Origin of the sequence: Rasiella rasia (assembly GCF_011044175.1) — a bacterium.
In the GTDB taxonomy this organism is placed as follows: Bacteria; Bacteroidota; Bacteroidia; order Flavobacteriales; family Flavobacteriaceae; genus Marinirhabdus; species Marinirhabdus rasia.
In genome coordinates this window covers 313,493-332,578 of sequence record NZ_CP049057.1, presented here as the reverse complement: position 1 = coordinate 332,578, position 19,086 = coordinate 313,493, and the positions used below count along the sequence as shown (strand labels likewise).

Genomic DNA, 19,086 nt, shown 5'->3' with positions numbered 1-19,086 from the left:
GTTATAAAAACCAATAATTTAATCCCCTCCAAAATATCTGTATTTGGTTGTACCTTTAGCCAATGAATGTCACTCTAGAAAACGAAAAGATAGACACCATACCCCTTTCTACTGTAGAAGAAGGTGCTGCTCTTGCCGTGCAAACTTTTTATATGGTTGCTCTTAAAAACCATATAAAATTAAGTGGAATGGCAGATCGTAAATCTAATTTGGTTCTTGCCGTATGTGCGCTCCTTATATCGGGGATTCTAACAAATAGCTTAAAGTTTTTTCAGAAAACTGGCGACCAATACTTACTTATACCCACTGGGTTATTTGTATTCTTTATGCTTGTGGCAATGGTACTCTCTATTTACGCAACAATGCCTAAAATTACGAGAGGAACTTTTAGCAAGGAAGCAGTGATAGCACATGATGTGAATTTAGCTTTCTTCGGAAACTTTCATAAAATGGAACTAGAAGAATACGAATGGGCCGTAAAACATATGCAATCTAATACACAAGAAATTTATAAAGTACTCACCAAAGATCTTTATTTTTTAGGCGCGGTATTAGATAAGAAATTTAGAATTCTAAACATTACTTATGTAGTTTTAGTTGTAGGTGTTGTTGTATCTGTAGCGGCTTATATTTGGGCCTTTTATAGACATACCCAATGATGTAACCTCCTTCCTAGATTAATCCTTAACATGTTGCGTCAATAAAAAAACCTCCTCCGATTTCTCGAAGAAGGCTTCTCTAACTATCTAAAATTAATTATGAAATTACTCTTTTACAATCTGATGCGTTAGTTGTTCTCCGTTTTCTGTATTCACTAAGAACAAATAGGTGGCACTTGCTAATTCTGAAATATCTATACTCATTTCTGAAAGCGTCTCTCTTGCATCTATCGTCTTTATCAAACGTCCTGTTACATCGTAAATACGCACGTCTTGTAACGGAATATGTTGCGGATTGCTCAACATAACGAAGTCTGTAGCAGGGTTTGGATACATGCTTACGCTTGAAATATCAAAGCTATTATCACCTATTCCTAGTACGGCTTCTACAGTAAGATTGAAAGTACAGTCTGCCTCATTACCTGAAGCATCAGATACGGTAATAGTCACCGGATACACGCCTGGGTCTAACAAGTCACCAACTGCTGGTGATTGACTTACAACATTGACAGGGTCTGTACAATTATCTGTAGCAGTTACCGCTCCTGATGTGATAAAGTTTTCTACTTCATACTGAGTTCCTTCTATAGTTTGTACTGTAAAGTCTACAGGACAATCTAATTCTGGAGCTATTTCATCAAGAACTGTTACTGTTGCGGTACATGTTGCAGTGTTCCCTGAAGGATCTTCTACTGTTACCGTTACCACAATTGGTGTTCCTACATCATCACAGTTAAAATCTGTAATGTCTGCAGAGGTTTGAGCAATACCACAGATATCGTCGCTCATCACCACAAGGTCTGCTGGGTCTATACTCGCCTCTCCATTTGCATCGAGTGATACGGTAAGATCCATACAACTAACTGTTGGAGCTATTACATCTTCTACTGTTAGCGTTGCTGTACATGTTGAAGTATTACCACCATCGTCTGTAACTGTTATGGTTACCGTGTTGTCTCCTACGTCTGCACAAGTAAATGTGTCTGGAGATACACTAAAAGTAAGGTTCGTGCCCCCACAAGCGTCTGTAGACCCTCCATCGAAGATGGATGCATCTATAATACTAACCATTCCTAGTGCATCTAACTGCACGCTAGCGTCTTGGCAGACTGCATTTGGCATAACACCATTCTCTACAGTTACTATGGCTGTACAGCTACTGCTTAATCCTCCAGCATCTGTAGCAGTAAGGGTTACAATATTGTCACCGAGGTCTGCACAGGTAAAGCTGTCTATATCGATACTCAAGCTTGTAATTGCACAGTTATCGGTAGAACCTCCATCTACATCGGCGGCTACAATGGTAGCATTTCCTGTAGCATCTAGCATCACTGTAATATCTTGACAAACCGCCATTGGTGGATCATCGTCTGTTACTGTTACCGTAAAGCTACACGTAGCTGTGTTTCCGTTAACATCTACTACAATAAACTGGTTCGTGGTAACCCCTATCGGGAATATTTCACCACTAGCAATACCTGCTTGTTGAACAACAAAGTCGATACCACAGTTATCGGTGCCTACAGGAAGTGGGAAGGTAACGGTAGCGCCACATTCACCATTGTTAGTAGGAGCAACTATATCTGCTGGACAGAAAATCATTGGTGCTATGTTGTCTTCTACGGTTACTACAGCTACACAAGAGCTTGTATTTCCGTTTACATCGGTTACCGTTAGTGTTACATTGTTTGGTCCAACATTAGAACAATCGAAGGTATCTATATCGACTGCAATAGACGCTATTCCGCAGGCATCGGTAGAACCTCCGTCAACATCGGCAGCTACGATACTTGCATCGCCGTTAGCATCTAGTTGGATTGTGATATCCTGACACACTGCTGTTGGTGCTACGTTGTCTTCAACGGTTACTGTTGCGGTACACGTACTGCTGTTTCCGTTTACATCGGTTACTGTTAAGGTTACTGTGTTAGCCCCTACATCGGCACAGGTAAATGTACTTGGAGAAATCCCAAGCGCAGCGATTCCGCAGTTATCTGTAGAGCCACCATCGATATCTCCAGGTGTAATACTAGCATTTCCTGTAGCATCTAATTGTACTGTAATATCTGTACATACTGCAACAGGAGGTTCGTTGTCTACAACTGTTACATCAAAGGTACAGGTCGCTGTATTTCCAGAAGGATCGGTAGCCGTTGCGGTAACGGTTGTGGTTCCCACTGGAAAACTTGTTCCTGGATCTTGAGAATATGTTACTGCCGCACTACAGTTATCGGTTGCAGTTGCTGCAAAAGATACGATGGCTCCACACGCTCCTGGATCGTTATTCACTGTAATATTGGCTGGACAGGTAATAACAGGATTTTCGGTGTCGTTCACCGTTACGTCAAAACTACACGTAGCTGTATTTCCAGCTCCGTCTGTTACCACAAAGGTGTTAGTTGTTGTTCCTACTGGGAAAGTACTTCCGCTAGGTAGACCAGCAGTTTGAGTAACACTCAATGCCGCGTATGTAATAATTATTTGACCATTTCCAGTACGCACTCCGGCATTTGTCATACCTGAAGTAACACCACCTACATAACTAGAACCTCCAGCTCCACCTGCACCAGCAAATCCGTCCCCAGAATTACCTCCGCCACCAGAACCACCACCGTAGAAACCGCCACCACCGCCACCGCTAGCTACACTTTGCGTTCCATCTACTCCAATACCCCCAATTCCTAGAGTACCTGGGTTTCCAGGAGGGCCGTTAGGACCGTTTCCTGCAGCACCGCCCATGGCAGGAGTTCCTCCTTTACCACCAGCTCCAGCATTTGGAAAAGCACCTAGAATTCCACTCCATGAAGGATCCTCTCCGTCGGTACCAGTGAATCCTCCTCCTGAGCCACCGTTACCACCAATACCGCAAGGTACGCAACTACCATTTACATAATCTCTTCCACCACCGCCACCGCCACCGGCAACGATTACACGATCTGCTAATGTCATTCCTCCTAAGCGTACGTCAGAAGCTCCTCCTCCACTACCTGCAAACCCACCGGTTCCTGTAGAAGGTGTTCCAAAGCCTCCTACTCCGCCACCGTTAAATCCGCCAATACCATCAACACCCTCACCACCTACAAAAATAGTAAGTACATCGCCAGGGGTAACCGCCAAGTCTCCACTCGCTTGACCACCAAGGCCACCGATACTCGGATCAAAATCTTCGATAATCATGTCTTGTCCTGCTCCACCAAATGCCTCAATTGAGATGCTTGTTACACCTGACGGAACTGTAAATGTTTGCATAGCTCCTGTGAAATCGAATGTTTCAGTAGTAATAAATCCAGAACAGTTATCAGTTGCCATTGGAGATGTATAAGTTACAACAGTCCCACAATTTCCAGGATCATTATTAACTGTAATATCTCCTGGGCATGTTATTGTTGGGTCTTCTGCATCATTTACGGTTACATTGAATGTGCAAGTTGCTGAATTTCCAGCACCATCTGTTGCAGTAGCCGTTACGGTAGTGGTTCCCACTGGGAATTGCGTACCTGGATCTTGCGAATAGGTAATGCTTACCGTACTTGGGCAGTTATCGGTTGCTGTTGCCGCAAACGTTACAATTGCCCCACATTCTCCTGGGTCATTATCTACTGTTATGTCTGCTGGACAAGTAATTGCGGGCGGGTCATTATCTTCTACGGTTACTGTATCAGAATCTGATGCCGTACAACCATTTCCATCTGTATAGGTATACGTAATGGTATGAGTTCCTGTTCCAGAAGCATTGGTATCAAAAGTATACGTCATTCCGTTACCATCATCGGTAACACCAGGACCACTATATACACCCCCTATTGGTGTTCCACCACCTTGTCCAGTTAATACTAGTGTAGGGCAAACAGGACTTGCAGGTGCAGTAAAAGTTACTGTAGGCAATGCAAATACTTCAACATCGTCTGTAGCGCTTGCAGTACAGCCATTGCCATCCGTAAATGTATAGGTTATTGTGTGCGTCCCTACCCCTGCCGCTGCAGGATCAAAACTATAGGTCATTCCGTTGCCATCATCAGTAACGCCAGGACCACTATACACGCCTCCTGTTGGAGTTCCGCCCCCTAAACCAGCTTGCACACCGGCATCGACACAAAGGTCTGCTGGGGCTGTAAAGGTTACTGTTGGTAAAGCGAAAACTTCTACATCGCTTGAAGCCGTTGCCGTACAACCATTGCCATTGGTAACGGTATAGGTTATTGTGTGCGTCCCAACCCCTGCTGCTGCAGGATCAAAGCTATAGGTCATCCCGTTGCCATCATCAGTTACTCCAGTACCTGAATAAACTCCTCCAGTAGGATTGACGTTACCCAGTCCCGTTTGAATACCAGAATTTATACATACATCCGATGGTGAAAAATCATCACAGGTTGTTCCATCGCCGGTAACAGTACTTGGACTACAGAGAGAAGCTTGCCATGGTGACAAATCTGAACAAGGTGGTGTGGGCGTATTTATCGTATTAATCATTGCTACATTTCCAAAATCATCAAACACACCCCATTGTGTGCCATCCCAACGGATAAAAGCATTAAATGGGCTGGCTCTCAAATACGATGGACGACCATTAAAAAGGGTTGCTTCTAAAGTATATTCTCCTCCAGCATTACAATTATTAGCAGATAATGTTATTGTTGTTCCTGTACCGGCTGAGAAAATTGTGGGTGATTCAAATACTTCAATATCATCGGTTGCGCTTCCTGTACACCCATTAGCATCAGTAAACGTGTAGGTTAAGGTATGCGTTCCCACCCCTGCTGCTGCAGGATCAAAGGAATACGTTGTTCCGTTACCATCATCAGTAACGCCGGGGCCGCTATACACTCCACCAGTAGGAGTTCCGCCACCTAAACCAGTTTGTACACCGTCATCAACACAAAGATCGGCCGGGGCTGTAAAGGTTACTGTTGGCAATGCGAATACTTCTACATCGTCTGAAGCTGAACCAGAACAACCATTTCCGTCTGTAAAGTTATAGGTTATGGTGTGCGTCCCAACCCCTGCTGCTGCAGGATCAAAGGAATACGTTGTTCCATTTCCGTCGTCGGTTACGCCTGTTCCGCTATACACGCCTCCTGTAGGAGTTCCGCCACCTAAACCAGCTTGTACCCCCGCATCAACACAGAGGTCGGCAGGAGCTGTAAAGGTTACTGTAGGAAGGGCAAAAACTTCAATATCATCGGTAACAGCAGTTCCTCCAGAAGTATATGAAAGCGTATGCACTCCAACACCTGCAGCGGCAGGATCGAAGCTATAGGTCATTCCATTTCCATCGTCTGTAACACCAGGACCACTATACACCCCTCCTGTTGGCGAACCACCTCCAAGACCGGCTTGCACTCCAGCGTCTACACAAAGGTCTGCAGGAGCCGTAAATGTAACTACGATATTTAAATTTGCAAATGGCACAGTAGATAAACCAGCTCCTGGAGCAACTCCATTGTCATAATTTGAAGGGTTTTCGAAATCTGCCATGCCTACTAGTACATTACGACTTCCTGGAGTATATTCTGTTTTTCTTGGTGCAACGGCCGCAAAGCCATCAACCACCAAAGCACTTAAATAGATGCCTGATGGATCTTCGCTTGGTGGAATATTTCCACCTGGCGTAGCAGAAACACCTGTATACATTACTGAATAAATATCGTCAACACCATTTGTTGGGTCGGTATCACTATCTTCATATGCATAAAAAGTTTCTCCATTTGATGCAAGAGCAAAAGTTCCTGAGACAAGCACCGCCGTACCACACCCAAAACCAGATGTGTCTGAACATGTAGCTGTAAACACGTTAGACGCGGTTTCTGTAATTACTATAACATCCCCCTGATCAATTTGTCCGCCAGCTGGGGCAGTCCACTGCACAACTCCTTCTCCAGTTGAAGCAAACATTAGGGTAGTGTTATTAAATGATTCTTCTGTAAAATATACAACCGTTCCTGCAGGTACATCTTGTGCAGCCGCAAACGAAAATGAATCCATCGATCCTAATTCGTGTGTCATACCCATAACTGCAACTAGAGGATCAGACATACTTGTATCGTCATTTGTAATGCTTCCAGTAGCAGCATTTGGCGTTCCTCCATCATAACCTGTTCCAGAAGCTACCATTAGCTCAATGGTCTCGGTAGGTTCAACAATAGCGTCTACAACGGGTGTAATTGTTACATCTACAGAAGTATTTCCAGTGGTAATTAAAGCAGTACCTGCTGTTGCACTAAAAGTAGCTGCTCCGCTAACCGTATAATCGGTTGTAAGTGTGGCTGTACCTGAAACATCAAAATTAACCGTGGTATCTGCCGCCGCTGGTGCATCAAGCAAGAACGTATACACCATACTTGTTCCGCTATCTTCAACAGTAGTAGACGGTGCTACCGTTACCGACAGTGCTGGATTCGCAGATCCTGTTGTAATAATAATGTTTGCAAAAGGTACTGGAGAAAGTGCTCCCGTTGGTTGCGAATGCAACCAGTTTGCTATATTTTGAAAATTTGCTTGATCTACAGTCACTCCGCGAAGTGTTGGATCATATTCTGTTCTTTCTGAAGGAGCTGATGGAAAACCATCTACTACCACAGATCCCGCATATACGCCTGAAGGGTCTTCTATAGCTGGAATATTTCCTCCTGAAGCAGATGACGTTCCTGTAAATAATACAGCGTCAACGCTTGTAATTCCGTTTTCTGGGTTTGTATCTGAATCTCGATATGCAAATATAGAAGCACCTTGACTTGCCAAGTCCCAAGTACCGCTTATAATGGATACCGAACCGCAGGTTCCGCTATTACAAGAAGTAGTAAAAACATTCGAACCTGTTTCTGCAACTACTACAACTTCACCTCGTACAATACCTCCTGCTGGTGCAGTCCATACTGCAACACCTCCTCCTCCGCCAGAGAAGTTTAATTGGTTGTTGTTAAAATCTCTTTCAGTAAAATATACTTGTACACCCGCTCCTATATCGTCTAAGGCAACAAAAGAAAAGCTTTCGGGTGTTATGGGTGGTGAGTGCGTTGAACCTGTCACTGCGACAAGTGGCGTAACAGAGATACTATCGTCATTTATAATTGTTCCGGTTCCTATACTAGGCGCACCGGCATCGTATCCTGTACCAGAAGTTATAGTTAAAACAACAGTTTCGTCTGGCTCTAAAGTTCCATCGCCAACAGGCGTAATGGTCACTGATGCCGTTGTTGCACCATTCGGAATGGTAACTGTTCCTGTAGAGGCGTTAAAACTAGCTGCTCCAGATTGGTTATAGTCTGTTGAGAAAGTCGCTGTTCCGCCTACTGAAAAATTAGCGGTAACAGGTCCTACTGCTGCTGCTGATAGTGTGAACGTATATACCATTCCAGTTCCACTGTTTTCATTTACTGAAGTTGGCGCCGTTGTAACCGTTAAAACTGGATTTGCACCACCAAGATTTAAATTGGTAAAAGGCACTGTAGATAACAGTTGTTGTGAAACATAACTTACGTAGTTTGTTGGATTCTCAAGACTCGCTTGACTTACACCATCTCTTAGAGTAGCAGGGTTGAACACATACTCGACTCTATCTGGACCAACAAAGTCATCTGAGTCGTTAGGAAAACCATCTACGATTACTGCATTTGGATAATCTATTGCTGGACTCTCACTAGCCGGAATAGCTCCACCGTTTTGCAACAGGCTTTCACCTGAGCCAGTATACATTACCGAATATATTTGAGTAATACCATTTAACACATTCTCATCTGTATCTGAATATGCATACAGACCATCTCCGTTGGTAGCTAAATTAAAAGAACCATTACCATTGGTGGTAGAGGCCGTAAGTGAACCACAATCACCAGAAGAACATGTAATCGTAAATGCATTGGAACCCAAATCTTCGTTAATAAAAACAACGACTCCCGTTGCAAGCCCTCCGGCACCAACAACATATCTAATTACACCTTCACCTGTCGTACCTGTACCAAAAGTAAAAGCATTAGAACCACTTACATATTCATTTTCGGTGAAGTAAATTACCTCTCCCCCTGGAATATTTTCTGTAGCAACAAAAGTAAATCCATCGTCCCCTGCACCTCCAGAGATATGATTCATTCCTACAATTACAACTTTTTGTGCAAAACTGTTGGTCACTAGAAATAGTGAGCAGAGCGCGATACAGAGTAAGGTAATTTTTTTCATAATGGTATTATTTAATTCGATTATCGTATTGACTAGTTTGAAAAGCAAAAATACGAGTCCTTTAACTTATTATAAATACGTAGTTATACGTAATTTACTGGTTATTAATTAAGTACAAATATATGGGTTATGCCAACCCGTATAGGCAACTTCTTCAAATTCGCTATACAGTCCTTCCAAAAAATTAACGTCAAAAGTTTCAACTACGTTGTTTTGAATTTCATTATTGATAAATTCCAATTTCCGAAGCAAAAATGCCTCTGGTTGTGATTCATTTAAACTGTTAAACAAAATTTTCCCTCTGGGTGAATCGATTGTTTTATTTTTAATTGCAGCTTCTAGGTTTTTCTCTAATTTTTCTTCAGAAGAAATGCAAGTCATTAATGTGAGGCCTGCCTCATACCCAAGAAGTGAAATTATATTTGGAGCATCATCGTATTGGGCTTCAAATTCTTTCTGAAAAGTCTTCATTGCCTCAGTTTCATCATTAAAAGACCATGATGCCATTGACACTACATTTTCAATAGTTAAACTTTCAGAAATTGTACATTCCTCTGTCATTAATGGTATTGCCACAATTGGAGTTGACATTGCTCGATCATCTTTGGCCAAAACATTGAAAACTTTTTGACCTTCCTTATAGCTGAAAGTGGCAAAAATTACATCTGGTTTAATAGCATTAATATCGTCTACAAGCGTTTCAAAAGTTTCAGACTTATAGTCCATCGGGCTCACGTAAAACTTATCAATCGCACCCCCTTCACTCGCGTAACCACGAACAAAACTCTCGGTAAGGTGATAGGCTCCATCATATACAGATGAAGCAGAATATCCTTTCTTTCCGTAGTTCTTGGCTGCATAGGCTCCTGCTAGATAACTAGCTTGACACACACCGAGGGTGACATGAAGCACATACGGACTTTTATTCTCTTTCTTTAAATATGAGCTACCAATGTCTATATGCAAGAGCGGTTTTCTATAATTATTGAAAAGCGCTATAAATTGATTAATCAGGGTCATTCCACAAAAAGAAATTACTGCATCAACATTATCTTGAAGCAGTAATTTTTCTGCAGATTTAAGCAGGTTTTCGTTACTGGCAGTTCCAGCACTTTCTATTACTAATTCTGTCTGAGCTCCTTTAGAAGGATGCATAGACAAGGCATGTTTAAAGCCATTCACAAAATCTAGGGCTAGCCTTGGATACATGTCTGACCTTGGTAACAGAATACCTAGCTTAATTGCCATAATTAATTTCTTGACGGATATGTACCTTCTAATGCAATGATAAACCGAACTACCTGAAAAGGCGGTACATTATTTTGTTGTTGCTGTCCTCCAATAGGGTTTACGGTTGTAGCAGCTGTAGAGGTTACACCTCCAAGCGTAGCTCCGGGTGTTGAATCTTCACTAAACGCACCAGGGTGATTTGAGATAACTTGACCTGAAGCAATACCTTCTCCACCAGATGAAGCCGCAACAGCAATTGTAGTTGTTGCAGTAGAACTTGCCGTATGTGTATGATTTGCCAAGGTAGCAACAGTAGCTACAACAGTTTCTTGCCCACCTTTTTGACCCTGCTGTCTATTGCTCAATCCAGGACCATTACCCACGTGCATAGCCATCCTACCTCGTAGCTCTGGTAGACCAAATGTGGTTCGCCCATCGCCACCATACATAGTACCGAGTAAAGAAAATAAGGCTTGATATTGTGAAATTGGTAATAATTGTCCGTCGCAGTTTGCCCAGCCTCTTGGTGCGAAATTACCTCCAAACATTACTATTTGTGCTATAAAAGGATCCATAAAATTTGTATTTAATTAGTTAGTTATATTGAAAGATTGAATTCTATTTGTGTATCTCCTAAAAACATATTTGTTTTAGGGAATAGTTTTTTTCCTAAATTTTGATTTGTCTCCCAGTGTTTTGCTGAAATATGAGCGCCAGTATTATTTAGAACTAGCTCGGTAAAATCTGTTCTACCCGCATGACTTACTTTAAAATAGACACGTGCTGCTTTGTCTTTTGGTTTATTCGGAAAGTTAGAAATGAAGTTGTAGTCACCTGAGCTGTTTGTTTTTAACTGACCACGGTTTCGAAATTTAGTAGAGTTTTGAGAAAGATGCCAGACTTCAATAGTGGCATTTTGAATGGGTTGTCCAGTACTTTTATCATAAAGAGTTCCATTCACTTTAATTTCTTTACCAAATAAAGAAATACGAAGATCTGTTTTCTCTTCTATATACGGATTATAACCAGCAAATGGACATTCTGTTGTTAGGGCATTGGCTAGGCCTGAGGACAATAGAGCTACACCCGTTGTTGCTATTGCAGACTTCTGCAAAAACAACCTCCGTGAGGTAATTTTTTTCATATTGAATTAGTTAGTTGTTGTGAAAATAGCAAATAAAATTCAAAGTTTTGACAAAAATCGGTTATCTGTTAAAACTGGCGATTAAATGCAATTTTCAACTAGGCAAAAAATTTAGAAAATGAATTTATATGCCAATACATAGTTATATGTATTTTTGAAACACCCATAAACGGCTCCCTAATTATGAACAATATGAATAATAATCAGGCTATTAAAGAAATAACTACTACAATTCTAAATCCCGAGATTGACTATTTACAGCTTTCAAAGGCTCTTACGGAATTACAAAGTATATTCTCTACATTATCTGAAGTAGATTTTAATAAGCCAGAGATGGAAGCAACAGTGCATTTACCCTCTGGAGTGGCGATTGCCCCTAAATGGGCCAGTAGATGCCTAGACGATATGATTAGAACCAAACGATTTATAACTGGTATATACAAAGCTATTCTTTCAAAGCAAAAAGAAAATCCAAATAGACCGATAACAGTCTTGTATACGGGTACCGGGCCCTTTGCAACTTTACTCATGCCGCTAACTACTATCTTTAGCCCAGCTGAGCTTCAGCTCATACTTATAGAAGTAAATCTGCATAGCGTTGAGAGTCTCAAAAGAGTAATAACTAAAATGGACGCAGAGAGTTATGTTCATTCCATTCATAATTGTGACGCCAGTATTTTTAAATTACCAAAAAATACCGAAGCAGATATTTTAGTGGTAGAATGTTTACAACATGCATTAGCGCGCGAACCCCAGGTAGCCATATGTTATAACTTACTCCCGCAATTAAATAAAGACACTATTTTAATCCCGCAGGAGATTTCATTGCACATTGCCGCCATAGACATATCGGGTATGAATAATTCTTTACTAACCAATTCAAATACACCTGCCACAGATTTTATGGAAAAATCTGATCCAGTGTTCACCTTAAATAAAGATGCAATTTTACAAGACGCTCATACATTTTTTAAACCAGGGTTCTCCTTTGCTGAACACGTAGTTAATTTTTCTGAAGAACAGCTGAAAGAGAAAACAGCGCTAGCCATATTAACAGATATTCATGTGTATGATTCTGAAAAGATTAAATTTCGAGAAAGCGGCTTAACAACATCTTCAATGATTTCAAACGCTGTTACGGGTGGTAAAAAAACCATTACAACCAGGTATATACTTAGTGACGATCCCTATTTACTTACATCTGTTAATTAAAAAAGCCCGCACTAAAAGGCGGGCCATAAAAGAAAATATACTGATTAGCTTCTTGACGGGAATACTCCTTGCAGTGCAATACATACGTAGATTCCTAAATACGGATTACGAATATTATATGCTTGACCGCTCCCCATATTCGATTGGGTTACTCCTCCTAATGAAGCGCCAGGCGTTACATCTTCTGAAAAGGAGTTTGCAGAGCTCGAAAGTACTGAGGTTGAGCTTGCTTCATCGCCAGTTCCGGTATTTACGCCTACTTTTACAGAGTGATTGTGCTGCGGCATCTGCGCAACAGTCATTGTGTGCGTATGATTACCTCCTCTTTCTCCCCAAGAAATATTGTCTTGCCCTGGTCCATTACCAATGCCAACGATTGAACGACTCCTTAAATCGGGTAAACCGAATGATGTACGGCCGTCTCCCCCAAAGGTAGTCCCTATTAAAGCGAATAATGCGGAGTATTGGCTAATTGGTAATAACTGTCCTTGACATATTGCCCAGCCGCGTGGCGCAAAATTAAATCCGAATGCTTGTATTTGTCCTAAAAATGGTGTCATAATATCTTTGTTTTTTTAAATTTATATTGGTTAGTTTTTATTCGATCCCTTTGTCATCGACAACAAGTTCTGGTAAAGAAATTGAAATCAGTGAGCCATTAGAAGTCGTTAACGTGCACGTTCCGAATTTATCAAACGTTGCTGTTAGCTCTCCCCCACCTTCATAGCGGTAGTAGGCTTCTATACTGTGTGTTCTAATAAGAACTCCCCAATGTTGCGGATTCGGAAACCCTGGAATTCTATCGGCGGCAATGTCTATAAAATTAAGTGCTCCCATACCCGGAACTTCTAAAATTATATTACCCTGCTTCTCAAATGCTGCAGAACCTCCCTTAGCAGGGATATTCTTAGCCTCACTTGTGCTTATTGGCCAGATGTAATTGTTTTTCACGTTTAGTGTGTACATATTTTAAAATTTATTTGGTTAATAATAGTGCTAAAGTACTATCAACAAACAAATCACACCATACGTAAAAACACGTAAATTACTGAATTAGTGAAAGTTAAAAATTTTCTATGCCACCCCGTTTACGGTAAGAAAGGTAGTAACCCAGACAATAATAGAAGAAATAGAGATGCCAATTACATTGGCCCAAAACGCTTTTTTACGTTCAATTTTAAAAATATAAGCCGCGATGGTTCCTGCATAGACACCGGTGCCAGGCAGGGGTATTGACACAAAGAAGATAAGTCCCCAAAACCCGTATTTTTCGATTTTATTCCCCGATCCTGTTTTCGCTCTTCTTGCTACCCAAATTGCAGATTTCTTATAGAAACGCCATCGCAAGAGTGATGTATTTATATATTTCAGAAAAAATAGCATAATTGGAAACACCAATATATTTGCAGCTAGCGCTATTACAAAAACGAAAAACGGATTTAAACCATTAGCGATACCGTACGGTATACCCACCTTGGCTTCTCCAAAGGGAGATAAACTCCACAATATAGTTATAATGGTTTCTTTAATCAATTTATCTACTTAATCGCGCAAAATTACACTTTCTATCGCCCATAAAACTCCATTGATTCTTAAATATTTTGTAAAAAAATGATATTTATATAAGTTATAAGTATTTCAAGCAGATAAAATTATGAAAAATGGAAAATTGGCTATACGCAAACGATGTTACACTATATAAAACAGGACTCTCTGTTATTGCCATTTACTTGATTATTTTGCTCTATACTCGAATTTTCGGCTTAAGAACCTTCGCAAAAATGACGAGTATCGACTTTGCTGCGACCATTGTAATGGGGTCTATTTTTGCAGATGTAATTGGGAGCACAGATTATTCTATACTTAAAGGTAGTATTGCTTTATGTATCATTATACTATTACAAACTTTGTATTCTTTTTTTATTCGGAAATCGAACCTATTTGAACGAATGGCGACCAACACCCCTATTTTACTAATGAAAGATGGAGAACTCCTTAAACAAAACTTGGCCAAGGCAAACGTTAGTATTTCAGATTTATATGCGAAGCTGAGGGAAGCAAATGTTATTGAGATGAGCGAGGTAAGAGCTGTGGTGTTTGAAGTCACCAGCGATATCTCTGTGTTGCATACTCAAGGTGATGAAACCTTAGCAAAAGAGTTACTAGAAGGTGTTTCTAATTAAAATCGATAGGCATACTGCACCCCTGCTCCAAAAATAGCATCAGAACTTGAACTGCTATCAAATCCAGTAAGCAATGTAAATGTTCCCAACTTTTGCGTTGGATAGGTAATTTCTAGAGAATGGTGTGTTGTTGTTAAAGTTTCAGCAAAAGGGGAAACAAGTCTTCCAAAATTTTTAACAAAAGACGATTTAACCTTCCATGCAAACTTATTATAAACGCCTGCGACCGCGACATGGTGCATCGATAACGAATTGCTTATAAAGGTAACTCGATCTTCGTTTAATTCACCTCTGGGTGCTGTAATCATAAACGGTAAACCAATCATAGCGCCTTCATAGGTCCATCCACTTCTATAGACACTATTATTAAAGTAATTATCAAATCCGCTACCTCCAGTTGCACCACTTTGGTCTTTGGTTGTTATAAATTCGTATACGATTCCTGAAATAAATGTATTTTTTTTCGGCTGCACATAAATACCCCATACCCCATCTGGAAAGTTAGAAAATCCCGTACCACTACCATCTTCAAAAGGATGTTCATGATATATAGATGTGGAAGCAAAAGAGGTTGAAAATTTATAGTCAAACAAGTAGGTTCCTAGATGATTTCCGACTGCATTATAAATTTCTCCATCTACACCAATCTCTGGAGATTCCCGAGCTGTAAAGACATCTACAAAAGCACTAAAATCATTTTTAAGTGTACCGAAATCTGGTGAAGTTCCCGCCCATTGCGCAAAGTGTTGAATCTTTGCCGTAAACGAGTGATTCTCATTAAAATTTGTAATCAAGGCAAAATGTTTATAATGGAGTCGAGTATTGCGTGTAATTCGATCGTCATTTAACTCGTAATGAGCGATTCCTGCATCTACGCTAAATGTGCGTGAAATTTTTAGTGGAGCAGCTGAGGCAATTCTTATTCCAGGAAGTGGCCTGGCGTTTCTTGTCCACAGGTAATTCTTATTAATTGCTGAAAGTCCTTGTGCCACTTCTGGGAATTCTTTGGCACCGGCAGTGATATCTAGCCAAGAATTTCGAAACTGTAGGTACAAATTCTTTCTTTGAAACTCATCGGCTACATTATCTCTATAGTAAAAAGCACCCCCAGCCAAAATTTCACTATTTTCAGTAAGACTATAAATAGCTTCACCTTCTAACAAACCAGCTATGGCACTTACTCTGCCTACTTTGCCCGATGTATTTGTATACATCCATAAGGGTAAACTATCGTTTGTACTTACATAACCCGAAGCTTCTACCGACCCATTAAACGAGACATTAGATTGGCTATAACAAAAACATGTACCCAAAAGAAAAAAAACAAGCAGGTGTGTTCTCATTATAATTTTATTATCTGAACCATCGCTGAAAGAATGACTTCTTTTCTTCTGTGTAGCTATAACCGTACTTGTTACCGTATCCGAAATTGTTGGACGAAACGTTGTTTAAGATTACAGAAGCACTCGGCAATCGTTTGCTATTGATTGCATCTTTTAAGAACTCTAGCAATTTCTTATCTGTATGACCGGCTCTTACAACATATAGAAGAACATCGGCTAGTTGTGTTATTAAGATGGTATCTGTAACTAACATCGCCGGCGCTGTGTCTACGATAATATAATCGAAGTCATTTTCAATTTCTTCAAAAAATGCTCCAGTTCTTGGCCTCATTAAAAGTTCTGCTGGATTCGGTGGAATAACACCAGAGTGTATAATTTTCAAATTTTCATTCAGACTACTTTGTTGCATTAGCTCTTTAGCCGTCACTGTTTCGTCAATGATATACTCTGTTAGGCCTCTGTATTTATTTTTATCTCCATCGAGATATCTATGTAATTGAGGGTTTCTGATATCGGCCCCAACTAAGATTACTTTTTTACCCGTTAAGGCTAATGTTAGTGCTAAATTAAAGGCAACAAATGTTTTTCCTTCACCTTTTACTGTAGAAGTTACAAAAAGTCGTTTTGCTACATCTGCATCCTTTTTATCTAAGAATTGATATTGCAAATTAGTACGCAAAATTCTAAACGACTCAGCCAACATACTTCGGTCATTCTGTCGTACAAGTTCGTCTTCGTTCTTGCCTAGTTTTGGCACTTCACCCAACAGATTAACTTGAGGTAAAATTCGCTCTATATCCCTTCTATTTTTTACCTGCGTATCTATTAAATTGCTTATGTAGATTATTAAAAACGGAATTAGCAGACCAATTAATAGGGCGCCAGCATAAATAACTAATCGATTTGGACTAACAGGTGCTTTACTACTAAAGGCACTATCTATAATTTTTGCCTTTGGCGAAGTAACCGCTAATGAAATAGATGCTTCTTCTCGCTGTTGCAATAAGAACAAAAACAATTGTTCTTTTATTCCTTGTTGGCGATTTATCTCACGAAATAATTTTTCCTTTCTCGGAACCTTCGCAATCTGCGAGTTTAGCGTCGCTTCTTTGTAATTTAAATCGCGTAAAGTAATCTTTAAACTGCTTCTTTGATTTTCTAGACTTCCCTTAATTCCCGTTCTAATTTGAGCTATTTGATTGCTAAGATTAACTACTACAGGATTCTGGGACGTAGAATTCTTTAACAGTCTGTTACGTTCCAAGATTAACTGGTTGTAGTTTACAACGGCCGAAGATATTTCTGGCCCTTGAATTCCTATATTAGTTGGTAACAAATCATTAGCACCAGCATTTTCCATATAATCTACCATGGTATTGGCTAGCTCTAATTGGGTTCCAACATCTAGTTGTCTCTTATCGAATTCACTCGCATTCTGAAGTATAATTTGCGCCTCAGTTTCTATGTCTGTAAGCCTATTGGTACTTTTAAATGTTTCTTTATTTTGCTCGACAGAATCTAATTCTCTTGTAATTATTTCTAGTCTTGAGTCTATAAAATTAGAAGTCTTTTGCGCTACTTGATTTTTATCATTAATTGCATCTTCATTGTACTGAAATATTAATTCATTGATAAAATCTTCGGCTTTTTGACGCACGGGCGACTGCATAGAAAGTGAAATAACGTTGCTATAGCGATTGTCTGTTGCTACGTTTATTCTATTTTGATATTGCACCGCTGTACTTTCAACAGGCGCATAACTCACCGAAATAGTTTTTCCTATAAATTCTGAAAAGGAAACGCTTTGATCAAAAACTGGTATAACCGTAATTTCGCCAAAAGGAAACTCTAACGACTCTCCAAAACTATGTGTTTCATTTATAGATTTACTCTCATTGTAAATTGTAAACTCTGTTTCTGAGTTAATTTCAAAAAACAACTTTTGAACTCCCTTGTTGTTTTCATTTTTGAACGAAAGATATTGAACTACGAATGGCTTATTTGTATATATTTCCGAAGTAATTATAGAGCCAATATTTTCATACCTAATATTTAGGTTAAGCTCTTTTACGACTTCTGAAATAAGACGCTTAGACTTTAATATTGCAAGCTCACTGTCGATTTTGCTGGATGATATTCCAGAGAAATAACTAGCGTCAGAGAAAGGTGAGATTCCTCCCAAACCACCACTTGACTGGTCATCCTTGATTAAAATTGAAGCCTTAGATTGGTACGATGGGATGGTATAACGCAAATAAACCTTAGCCGCAACAAGGGTAATAGCTGCCACTAATACGAACCAATACCATTTATGAGTATAGCGTTGTAAAATCTCTTTGAGATTAAAATCTTGTCCTTCATTTTGCGCAGGTGGTGCTTGCATACACTTATCTTGTAATTAAAATTACGGCACTTAAAACAATTGTAACAACCGATAAAACAGCTGGGATATCTGGAATAAAACCTGATTTTTTAACTCCTTTCAGTGAAGGTTCTACATAAACAATATCATTTTGTTTGAGGAAATAATACGGACTACTAAAAAACTCAGTCTTTGTAAAATCGACCTTCGTTACCTTTTGTGATCCATTTTCTTCTCTAATTATGGTTACCGTCTCGCGCTTACCATCTGCAGTGAAATCACCAGCCAAACCAATGGCTTGCGGTATGGTAACTCGTTCGTCTTTAATAACATAAACGCCTGGGTTATTTACTTCGCCAAGGACTGTAACTTTAAAGTTAATAATACGTACATCTACTACAATATCTTTAACAAATTTAGAAAGCTCTGTAGTGAGTGCTGTAATCACTTCGGTTCTAGTATTTCCAACTACAGAAATGGCTCCCAATCCTGGATATTGTATTGTTCCATCAGAGCCAACTAAATATCCTTGTAGTTGATTGTCTGACACCGTATTTTGCATGTCTATTGATCGTCTGTATGGCTTTAAAACTTCTTCATCTAATGCCGAAACAGAGATATATAAAATATCATTTGGTTCAATCTTAGGATCAAAATATTGCGCCGTTTCTGTAGCGTTTAAGTTATCGGCATCTTGGAAGTAAATAATTTCCTTTTTGGTGGCGCAGGAAAAAAAACAGAATGCCAATAGTAAAACGATGATAAAATTTCTCATAATCTG

13 protein-coding genes are annotated in these 19,086 nt (G+C 39.9%); 3 read left to right on the top strand and 10 right to left on the bottom strand.

Features of this window, described 5'->3' with window-relative positions; translation table 11 throughout:
* The first annotated feature begins 62 nt into the window (after positions 1–62).
* On the top strand, positions 63–659 hold the full coding sequence (locus G5B37_RS01495; RefSeq protein WP_164678294.1) for a Pycsar system effector family protein: 597 nt from the start codon (positions 63–65) through the stop codon (positions 657–659).
* Between the two features lie 105 nt (positions 660–764).
* Here G5B37_RS01495 and G5B37_RS01490 read toward each other — a convergent pair whose 3' ends face one another.
* From G5B37_RS01490 to G5B37_RS01475, 4 genes are all read right to left on the bottom strand, one after another.
* On the bottom strand, positions 765–8,831 hold the full coding sequence (locus G5B37_RS01490; RefSeq protein ID WP_164678293.1) for an HYR domain-containing protein: 8,067 nt from the start codon (positions 8,829–8,831) through the stop codon (positions 765–767).
* 108 nt (positions 8,832–8,939) lie between these two features.
* Positions 8,940–10,079, bottom strand: coding sequence for an ABC transporter substrate-binding protein (locus G5B37_RS01485; protein WP_164678292.1), 1,140 nt, complete (start codon positions 10,077–10,079; stop codon positions 8,940–8,942).
* 2 nt (positions 10,080–10,081) lie between these two features.
* Positions 10,082–10,636, bottom strand: a complete 555-nt coding sequence (locus G5B37_RS01480) for a phage tail protein (RefSeq protein WP_164678291.1) — start codon at positions 10,634–10,636, stop codon at positions 10,082–10,084.
* 23 nt (positions 10,637–10,659) lie between these two features.
* Positions 10,660–11,205, bottom strand: a complete 546-nt coding sequence (locus G5B37_RS01475; protein ID WP_164678290.1) for a peptidase associated/transthyretin-like domain-containing protein — start codon at positions 11,203–11,205, stop codon at positions 10,660–10,662.
* 192 nt (positions 11,206–11,397) lie between these two features.
* On the opposite strand from G5B37_RS01475, the gene G5B37_RS01470 reads away from it, so the two are divergent.
* Positions 11,398–12,417, top strand: coding sequence for an SAM-dependent methyltransferase (locus G5B37_RS01470; protein WP_164678289.1), 1,020 nt, complete (start codon positions 11,398–11,400; stop codon positions 12,415–12,417).
* Between the two features lie 44 nt (positions 12,418–12,461).
* Here the strand turns inward: G5B37_RS01470 and G5B37_RS01465 are convergent, their stop codons facing one another.
* The 3 genes from G5B37_RS01465 to G5B37_RS01455 form a co-directional block, all read right to left on the bottom strand.
* Positions 12,462–12,977: a phage tail protein gene (locus G5B37_RS01465; protein ID WP_164678288.1), complete on the bottom strand. Its 516-nt coding sequence runs from the start codon at positions 12,975–12,977 to the stop codon at positions 12,462–12,464.
* 37 nt (positions 12,978–13,014) lie between these two features.
* Positions 13,015–13,383 (bottom strand): hypothetical protein, encoded by a 369-nt coding sequence (locus G5B37_RS01460; protein ID WP_164678287.1) that lies wholly within the window; start codon positions 13,381–13,383, stop codon positions 13,015–13,017.
* A 108-nt stretch (positions 13,384–13,491) separates the two neighbouring features.
* Positions 13,492–13,950 (bottom strand): COG2426 family protein, encoded by a 459-nt coding sequence (locus tag G5B37_RS01455; protein ID WP_164678286.1) that lies wholly within the window; start codon positions 13,948–13,950, stop codon positions 13,492–13,494.
* A 128-nt stretch (positions 13,951–14,078) separates the two neighbouring features.
* On the opposite strand from G5B37_RS01455, the gene G5B37_RS01450 reads away from it, so the two are divergent.
* Positions 14,079–14,600 (top strand): DUF421 domain-containing protein, encoded by a 522-nt coding sequence (locus tag G5B37_RS01450; protein WP_164678285.1) that lies wholly within the window; start codon positions 14,079–14,081, stop codon positions 14,598–14,600.
* On the opposite strand, the gene G5B37_RS01445 is transcribed toward G5B37_RS01450, so the two are convergent.
* Genes G5B37_RS01445 through G5B37_RS01435 form a run of 3 tightly spaced genes read right to left on the bottom strand, consistent with a single transcriptional unit; the run spans position 14,597 to position 19,080 of the window.
* Positions 14,597–15,943, bottom strand: a complete 1,347-nt coding sequence (locus G5B37_RS01445; RefSeq protein ID WP_164678284.1) for a capsule assembly Wzi family protein — start codon at positions 15,941–15,943, stop codon at positions 14,597–14,599. The two genes, G5B37_RS01450 and G5B37_RS01445, sit on opposite strands and share 4 nt — an antisense overlap.
* A gap of 10 nt (positions 15,944–15,953) precedes the next feature.
* Positions 15,954–18,326 carry a GumC family protein gene (locus tag G5B37_RS01440; RefSeq protein ID WP_164678283.1) on the bottom strand — a complete coding sequence of 791 codons (2,373 nt, stop codon included), beginning with the start codon at positions 18,324–18,326 and terminating at the stop codon, positions 15,954–15,956.
* A gap of 4 nt (positions 18,327–18,330) precedes the next feature.
* Entirely contained in the window at positions 18,331–19,080 is a 750-nt protein-coding gene (locus G5B37_RS01435) for a polysaccharide biosynthesis/export family protein (protein WP_164678282.1), read from the bottom strand.
* Between the last annotated feature and the right edge of the window lie 6 nt (positions 19,081–19,086).